The organism is Pseudoduganella guangdongensis (genome assembly GCF_009857475.1).
Classification (GTDB): Bacteria; Pseudomonadota; Gammaproteobacteria; order Burkholderiales; family Burkholderiaceae_D; genus Rugamonas; species Rugamonas guangdongensis.
Map to the genome: position 1 here is coordinate 1 of NZ_WWCJ01000070.1, position 272 is coordinate 272.

Here is a 272-nt window from a genome sequence, read left to right on the forward strand (position 1 = left end):
CCGCCTGGGGAGTACGGTCGCAAGATTAAAACTCAAAGGAATTGACGGGGACCCGCACAAGCGGTGGATGATGTGGATTAATTCGATGCAACGCGAAAAACCTTACCTACCCTTGACATGGATGGAACCTCGGAGAGATCTGAGGGTGCTCGAAAGAGAACCATCACACAGGTGCTGCATGGCTGTCGTCAGCTCGTGTCGTGAGATGTTGGGTTAAGTCCCGCAACGAGCGCAACCCTTGTCATTAGTTGCTACGCAAGAGCACTCTAATG

1 rRNA gene is annotated in these 272 nt (G+C 52.2%); it reads left to right on the forward strand.

The features are described from left to right. Positions 1-272: ribosomal RNA gene (locus GTP41_RS28190) — 16S ribosomal RNA — on the forward strand; the annotation flags it as partial.